The following is a 6455-nucleotide window of genomic DNA, read 5'->3' on the forward strand; positions in this document are numbered from 1 at the left end:
GACTAGAATAGCGCCAACTGCCCGTCCAAGGCGGGTTTTCGGAATTGCGCGCAGTCCAGCGCCACGTCCGGTGTGCCCATGCCGAGGCGGCGTGCGGCGAGGCGGAAGCGGCGGCGCAGCAGGTCCGCCCAGACGCCATGCGGTTTCATCCGGGTGAAGAAGCGGGGATCGTTGTCGCGCCCGCCGCGCATCGACTGGATGGTCGCCATGACTTTGCCCGCACGGTCCGGAAAATGCGCCTCCAGCCATTCGCGAAACAGCGGGGCGACTTCGTGGGGAAGGCGGATCATGATCCACATCGCCCCGCGTACGCCTTGCCCCGCCGCTGCGGCCAGAATGCCTTCGAGGAAGCTGTCGGTGATCGCGGGAATGACGGGCGCGACCGAAACATGCGCGGGCACCCCGGCCTGAACCAGCCGCCCCAGCGCCGCGATCCTTCTGGCCGGCGTCGCCGCGCGCGGTTCCAGCAGGCGCGAGAGATGGGCATCAAGGCTGGTCACGGAAATGCCCACGGCGACGAGCCGCCACCGCGCGAGATCCGCCAGCAGATCGAGATCGCGCAGCACGCGGTCGGACTTGGTGGTGATCGTCACCGGATGGCGCGTTTCAAGGCACAGTTCGAGCACTTGCCGGGTGATCCGGTAGCGGCTCTCGATCGGCTGGTAGGGATCGGTATTGGTGCCCATCGCGATCGGGGCAGGGCGGTAGGCGGGCTTGGCCATGGTCTCGCGCAGCAGCCGCGCGGCATCGGGCTTGGCGAACAGCCGGGTCTCGAAATCCAGCCCCGGCGAGAGATCATGCCAGGCGTGGCTGGGCCGGGCGTAGCAGTAGATGCAACCGTGCTCGCAGCCGCGATAGGCGTTTACCGAACGGTCGAAGGGGATGTCGGGAGAGGCATTGAACGAAAGGATCGAGCGCGGGTGTTCCTCGGTGACAGTGGTGGCCGGGTGCCGGGCCGGGCCGTCGATCGTTTCGGCGCTGTCGAGCCAGTCCCCGTCCTGCTCCCGCGCGGGCAGGTTGAAGCGTGTGCTGGCCGCGCCGCTGACTGCTCCTCTGCCTTTGATTGCTGTCATTCAGACATTAGAACATAATGAGAACATATGGTCAATCCGGCGCGCGGTCCACGCCCTGCCGTGGCCGCGCGCCGGCGGCCTATACGGTATCGAGAATATAGCCGCAGGCGCGGACCGTGCGGGGGACATAGGGCACTTCGTGGCGGCGCAAGGTGCTGCGCAGCCGGCTCATCCAGACGTCCACCGTCCGCTCGTCATTCACGTCCTTGCTCTTGCCGAGCACGCCGATCAGGTTGCCGCGGGTATAGACCTTGTCGGGATGGCGCACGAAATGCGCCAGCAGCCGGAACTCGTTGACTTTCAGCGGCAGCGGCTTGCCGCGGAAGCGGACGAGATAGGCATTGGTGTCGACGGTCATCTCGCCGAGCGTCATCACCGGATCGTCCGGCGGGGTCAGCGCCACGCGATAGGCTTTCATGCGGTCGATCAGCTGGTCCGGGTTGAGCGGCCCGATGATGTAGTCGTCGGCCCCGGCGGCCAGCGCGCGCATTTGCATCTGTTCGTCCCGGTCGGGCAGCACCATCGATATGCGGACCTTTTCGCCCAGGCCCGAAGCGCGCAGCAGCCGCACCAGTTGTATCCCCGCCATCGCCGGAAGCAGCCAGTCGATGAAGATCCAGGTGGAATCGTCGAAGGACTGGTTCAGCAGGCTGTCGGGGTCCACGATCTGAACCTGGATGCTGTAGAAAAGGTCGGAAATCGAATTGATCAGGTCCAGCCCACCCGAGGTGAGCAGAAGGCGATTGAGTTTCAGCATGGATTGATCCGGAAATGCGTGCGCGGGACGTCTTGATGGATAGGCACCGGATCAAGACGCCACGCTCCGAAAATTCCGCAGTTCGCATCCGTAAGAAAACCGCAACATATCCGGAAAATTTCGGCCGCAAATCGTACATTTGCCCGGAATAGATGCCCGCCCTGACCGCAGGGGGCGCATCACGCGTTGTCACGAAGCTCCTGCGGCGATCGCCATCAGGGAGCACTACCGTGCGTATCAAAGCTGTTTCACTCTGTCTTTCCACTTGCGTTTTCGCGCTCGCGGCAGCCACGCCTGCCTTCGCGGAGGATGCGTCTGGCGCTTCTTCCGCCGCTGTCGCCGACGATGCCGCGGCCGGTGAGGGGCTGAACCAGATCGTCGTCACCGCCACCAAGCGCGAGACCAACCTGCAGAAGACCCCGATCGCCATCTCGGTGGTCGATCCCACGATGCTCAAGGACCGCCACATCCAGAGCCTGATCGACCTGGCCGACGGTTCGGTGCCGACCCTGCGCGTCGCCACCTTCGAAGCGCGCCAGTCCGCGCTCACCGTCGGCATCCGCGGCATCGTGCCGTTCGACCAGAACCAGACCGCGCGCGATACCGGCGTCGGCGTCTATATCGACGGCGTCTATCTCGGCCGCTCGCAGGGCCTCAACGCGGCGCTGTTCGACGTCGACCGGATCGAAGTGCTCGAAGGCCCGCAGGGCACGCTGTTCGGCCGCAACACCGAAGGCGGCGCGGTCAGCATCGTCACCAAGCAGCCCACCGGCGAATTCGGCGGCCGCATGAGCGCGGGCGTGGGCAACTACGGCAGCTACACCGGTCAGCTCCACCTCAACCTGCCGGAAGTCTATAACGTCTCGGTCAAGGTCGATGGCCTGATGCAGCATCAGGACGCGACGGTGAAGGACCCGCTCGCGGGCCAGACCGGCTGGAACTACCACAACGACGTGGGCGGCCGCATCACTGCCAAGTGGGAACCGATCAAGGGCTTCTCGGCGACCTTCGCCTATGACAAGGCCAAGGACGAGAACACGCCGAACTTCAGCCAGCTCATCAACTACAACCCGCTGAACGAGAATGTCGGCACGTATACCGGCGGCATCCTCACGTACAACGGCTCGGCCTGCAACAAGACCACCAATGTGTGCATCGCGCCGCTTTCGCCGCTGATCACGCCCACTGGCGGCAAGCGCCTCAAGACCGCGCAAGTCGGCGTGCCGCAGCAGCCCAGTGTCGATGCGACCAGCGGTTTCTCGGCCAATCTGAAGTGGGAAGTCGCCCCGTCGATCGAACTGCGCTCGATCACGGCATGGCGCCAGGTCACGACCGACCAGTGGGACAACTCGGGCGGCCCGGCGCGCACGATCTACGCGCCCAACACGCCGTTCAGCCGCTACAGCCTCTCGCACCTGTCGCAGCGCCAGTTCAGCCAGGAATTCCAGGTCGTCGGCAGCCTGCCGCACCTCGATTACGTGGCCGGCCTCTACTACTTCACCGAATATGCGCACGAACTGGCGGCCACGCCGGCCTCGAACACCTGGAACGCGGACGGCACCGGCTACTCGATCAACAGCGAGCTGGTGACCGGCACGATCACCAGCAGCAACAACGGCTGGGACCGCGATTCGTGGTTCGTCCAGCGTGACAGCAACGCCACCGCGCACAGCTATGCCGCCTTTGCCCAAGCCACCTGGTCCCCGATCGACGTGCTGCACCTGACCGTCGGCGGCCGCTACACCAAGGACAAGCGGCACGGGGCGCTGACCATGGTGTCCGGCGTCGATACGCCCTGGACCTTCACGTACAACAAGGGCCGCTTCGACCCGATGGTGACGCTGGCCTGGGATGCCACGCAGGACGTGAACCTCTACGCCAAGTACGCCACTGGCTACCGCGCGGGCGGTGCCAACGACCGTTCGGCCACCTTCCTCGCGTTCGGCCCGGAAAAGGTGAAGTCCTATGAAGTCGGCGCCAAGATGGACTTCCTCGACCATCACGTCCGCCTGAACCTGGCCGGTTACATCATGGACCGCACCGGCACCCAGACCGACTTCGACAATGTCGACACCAACCCCTACCTGCCCGACGGGGTGACGCCGAACCCGACCTTCAACCTGCACACCGAGAACACGGCGAATGCCCCGGGCACATCGAAGATCCGCGGTGTCGAGGCGCAGCTGACGGTCCGCCCGGTCGACAATGTCACGATGGGCCTGTCCTATGCCTATACCCACATCACGGTTCCGGCGACGCCGAACCCGAACCTGGGCGGCGCGCTCTATCAGGTCTATACCGTGTATACCCCGGAAAACGCCGCGTCGGGCTATATCGACTATGACGTGCCGGTCTCGGCCAACGGCATGACCCTGCGCGCGCACATCGACGGCAACTATTCCGATCCGGTGTACAGCTTCCAGAACGAGTCGACCCGCACCGACAAGAGCTTCGTGGTCAACGGCAGCATCGCGCTGGCGGACATCCCGATGGGTGAGGGCGGCCAGAAGCTGACGGTCTCGGCCTGGTCGCGCAACCTGCTCAACACCACCTACATCTATCGCCGCTCGGCCGCGAACGACAAGGTGCTGGGCGACTACGGCAACTTCAACCCGCCGCGCACCTTCGGCCTGGAAGCGCAAGTCGCGTTCTGATCGCGCGCATCACCTGCCCCCCGTGGCGCCGTTCGTGACGGCGGCGCTGCAAGAAAAGCCCGCCCTTCTTCGGAAGCGGCGGGCTTTTTTGTGGGCTTGGGCCTTGGAGTAGAACGCGGGCATGAGCCTTGCCAGTTCTCACCGCCACTTCCGCGGGGCGACGGCCATGACGCCGGTGCAATATCCGAAACAGATCCGCCTGCAGGCCGCCCGGCGCCTGCTGCTGGCCGAAGGCGTGGAGGTGGCCGCGGTCGGCTATGCGATCGGCTATGAAAGCCCCTCCCAGTCATTCCGGAACCCGTGGCGATCCCGGAACCTGCCATGACGGAACATCTGTTTTCCGCACAGTCTAGCGGAAATGGCAGCTTTTTCACGTTGTCCGCTCAAAAGCTGTCTTTCCGGACGCGCCGACATTGCGGACATCAGCGGGTCAGGCTTGGGGCGTCAATTAGGTGCCATCCCGTTCGATCAACGGCGACGTAAGTAGAAAAGCTCTTCCACTTCTTATCGCTCCTCTGCTGCCACTTGCACTCTGCTTCAGTAGGTTCTTCGTCGACGCCCTTGCATGACAGGCGACGAATGTCAGTGACGGAAACCGACTTGCCCGTAAATTCGGCAACGGCATTGGCGAATTCTGCGGGACTAGGACCTGCATAAGCCGCGCTCGCAGCGAAAAGCGCAGGAAGGGCAAGAGCGACGTGCGGCATCGGCCCGAGTTCCGCACGATCCAGCTAGGAAGTCAATGTCCGCTCACCCCGACATAGTCGCCGCTTAGCGGGGTCGTGAAAGTTTCGAAAAGGCGTCGTTCGTTCACGGCGATCCTTCCATGAATGAGCGTCAGCTTCCAGTACGATTGTCAAGGACGCCGGAAGTCGGCTTTGTCGGGGAGTCTGGACTATCGACTTTTAGAGTCTGCATCGCGATAATGGACACTCGCACTTTATCACGGAGACCGATCAGATATTGAAGTAAACCCCGCAGCCAGCCGACCATTCCTCCGCGGTCGTCATCCTCCCACCTCTGCCTTTGTCAGTTCAGCGCCACTCGGTAACGCTGCGTTCAATTCCTCGTACATCTTAGCCGAGGCGGCCTCACGGGCGATGCGCAGGTCAGTGTACCTCGTCAGCCCATCCTGGAGTGCTGCCTTTACCGACCAATCCTGATTGCCAAGATCGATAGGTTCGCCCGCATATTCGGCTTCGAGCACGGCTGCCAGCTGAAGGGCCTTCAGTCCTACGAGCGCCGTCTTCTCCCGCACGTCCGGAATCACGAAGTCCTCATCACCTGTGACCTCCCAATGGAAGGCTATAGAGGATCTGATCGCCTCGATTTCCACTTGGAAAGCCAGCATCCGTTTTGTTGTTTTTGGCCCTAGAGCAGTCCATTCGATCGAATCGGGATACGCCGTGAGCTCTGGCACGTTGACGACTGCACGACCTATTTCTCCGTCGGAACTATCGTAGTTTTCTGAGTCAGAAATCGCATTTGACGCCTCATTGGCATACCTTTCCAAGGCAGCTACCAAGTACACCGTTGCAAACTCTCGATTGACTTTGGCTTTCCACCAGTCCCGCAGCCAACCTACGCCTTGTGTCACAATCGCCGCGAAAACTGATGAGCCGCCCACCAGCGTGATAATCCCCCACGTGGTAAACGCGTTTTCCCCAGCCGGCATCATGCTCCCCTTTCAACGCTGAACGCCGTGGTTGGCATTACGTGATTCTAGGCAAGATAGACGTCTGTGACCGAGACTGGCAAATTTGTCTCCTCGATTGCCACGTCAAGTTCGGGCATCCCAAGCTTCGCTGCTGCAAGGGGCTGGAAACTTTCTAGCCTCGCCAATCCGGCTCCAGTTCTTCAGATACATGCTACAACGTTCTGGTGGTCAACCGCGAGGCCTGGATCGGGTCGAAGCGGGGATGCCGTAGTGGCACAGGAAGGACTGATGTGACGCTCATAATAGGCTTTATT

The 6455-nt window shown here is 62.5% G+C and carries 6 protein-coding genes; 2 read left to right on the forward strand and 4 right to left on the reverse strand.

Annotated elements, in window-relative coordinates:
• Positions 1 to 2: 2 nt before the first annotated feature.
• Positions 3 to 1073: a PA0069 family radical SAM protein gene (locus tag NN5_RS23705; RefSeq protein WP_067739003.1), complete on the reverse strand. Its 1071-nt coding sequence runs from the start codon at positions 1071 to 1073 to the stop codon at positions 3 to 5.
• A 79-nt stretch (positions 1074 to 1152) separates the two neighbouring features.
• Positions 1153 to 1830 (reverse strand): response regulator transcription factor, encoded by a 678-nt coding sequence (locus NN5_RS23710; protein ID WP_067739007.1) that lies wholly within the window; start codon positions 1828 to 1830, stop codon positions 1153 to 1155.
• Between the two features lie 230 nt (positions 1831 to 2060).
• On the opposite strand from NN5_RS23710, the gene NN5_RS23715 reads away from it, so the two are divergent.
• Both NN5_RS23715 and NN5_RS23720 read left to right on the forward strand, forming a co-directional pair.
• Positions 2061 to 4484, forward strand: a complete 2424-nt coding sequence (locus NN5_RS23715) for a TonB-dependent receptor (RefSeq protein WP_245656682.1) — start codon at positions 2061 to 2063, stop codon at positions 4482 to 4484.
• Positions 4485 to 4605: 121 nt separating this feature from the next.
• Positions 4606 to 4809 carry a helix-turn-helix domain-containing protein gene (locus NN5_RS23720; RefSeq protein WP_067739009.1) on the forward strand — a complete coding sequence of 68 codons (204 nt, stop codon included), beginning with the start codon at positions 4606 to 4608 and terminating at the stop codon, positions 4807 to 4809.
• Positions 4810 to 4906: 97 nt separating this feature from the next.
• Here the strand turns inward: NN5_RS23720 and NN5_RS26150 are convergent, their stop codons facing one another.
• Together NN5_RS26150 and NN5_RS23725 are read right to left on the reverse strand one after the other, a co-directional pair.
• Positions 4907 to 5191 (reverse strand): hypothetical protein, encoded by a 285-nt coding sequence (locus NN5_RS26150; protein WP_157081307.1) that lies wholly within the window; start codon positions 5189 to 5191, stop codon positions 4907 to 4909.
• A gap of 299 nt (positions 5192 to 5490) precedes the next feature.
• Positions 5491 to 6162: a hypothetical protein gene (locus tag NN5_RS23725; protein WP_067739012.1), complete on the reverse strand. Its 672-nt coding sequence runs from the start codon at positions 6160 to 6162 to the stop codon at positions 5491 to 5493.
• Positions 6163 to 6455: the final 293 nt, after the last annotated feature.

The sequence above is a fragment of the Novosphingobium naphthalenivorans NBRC 102051 genome, from assembly GCF_001590985.1.
GTDB lineage: Bacteria > Pseudomonadota > Alphaproteobacteria > Sphingomonadales > Sphingomonadaceae > Novosphingobium > Novosphingobium naphthalenivorans.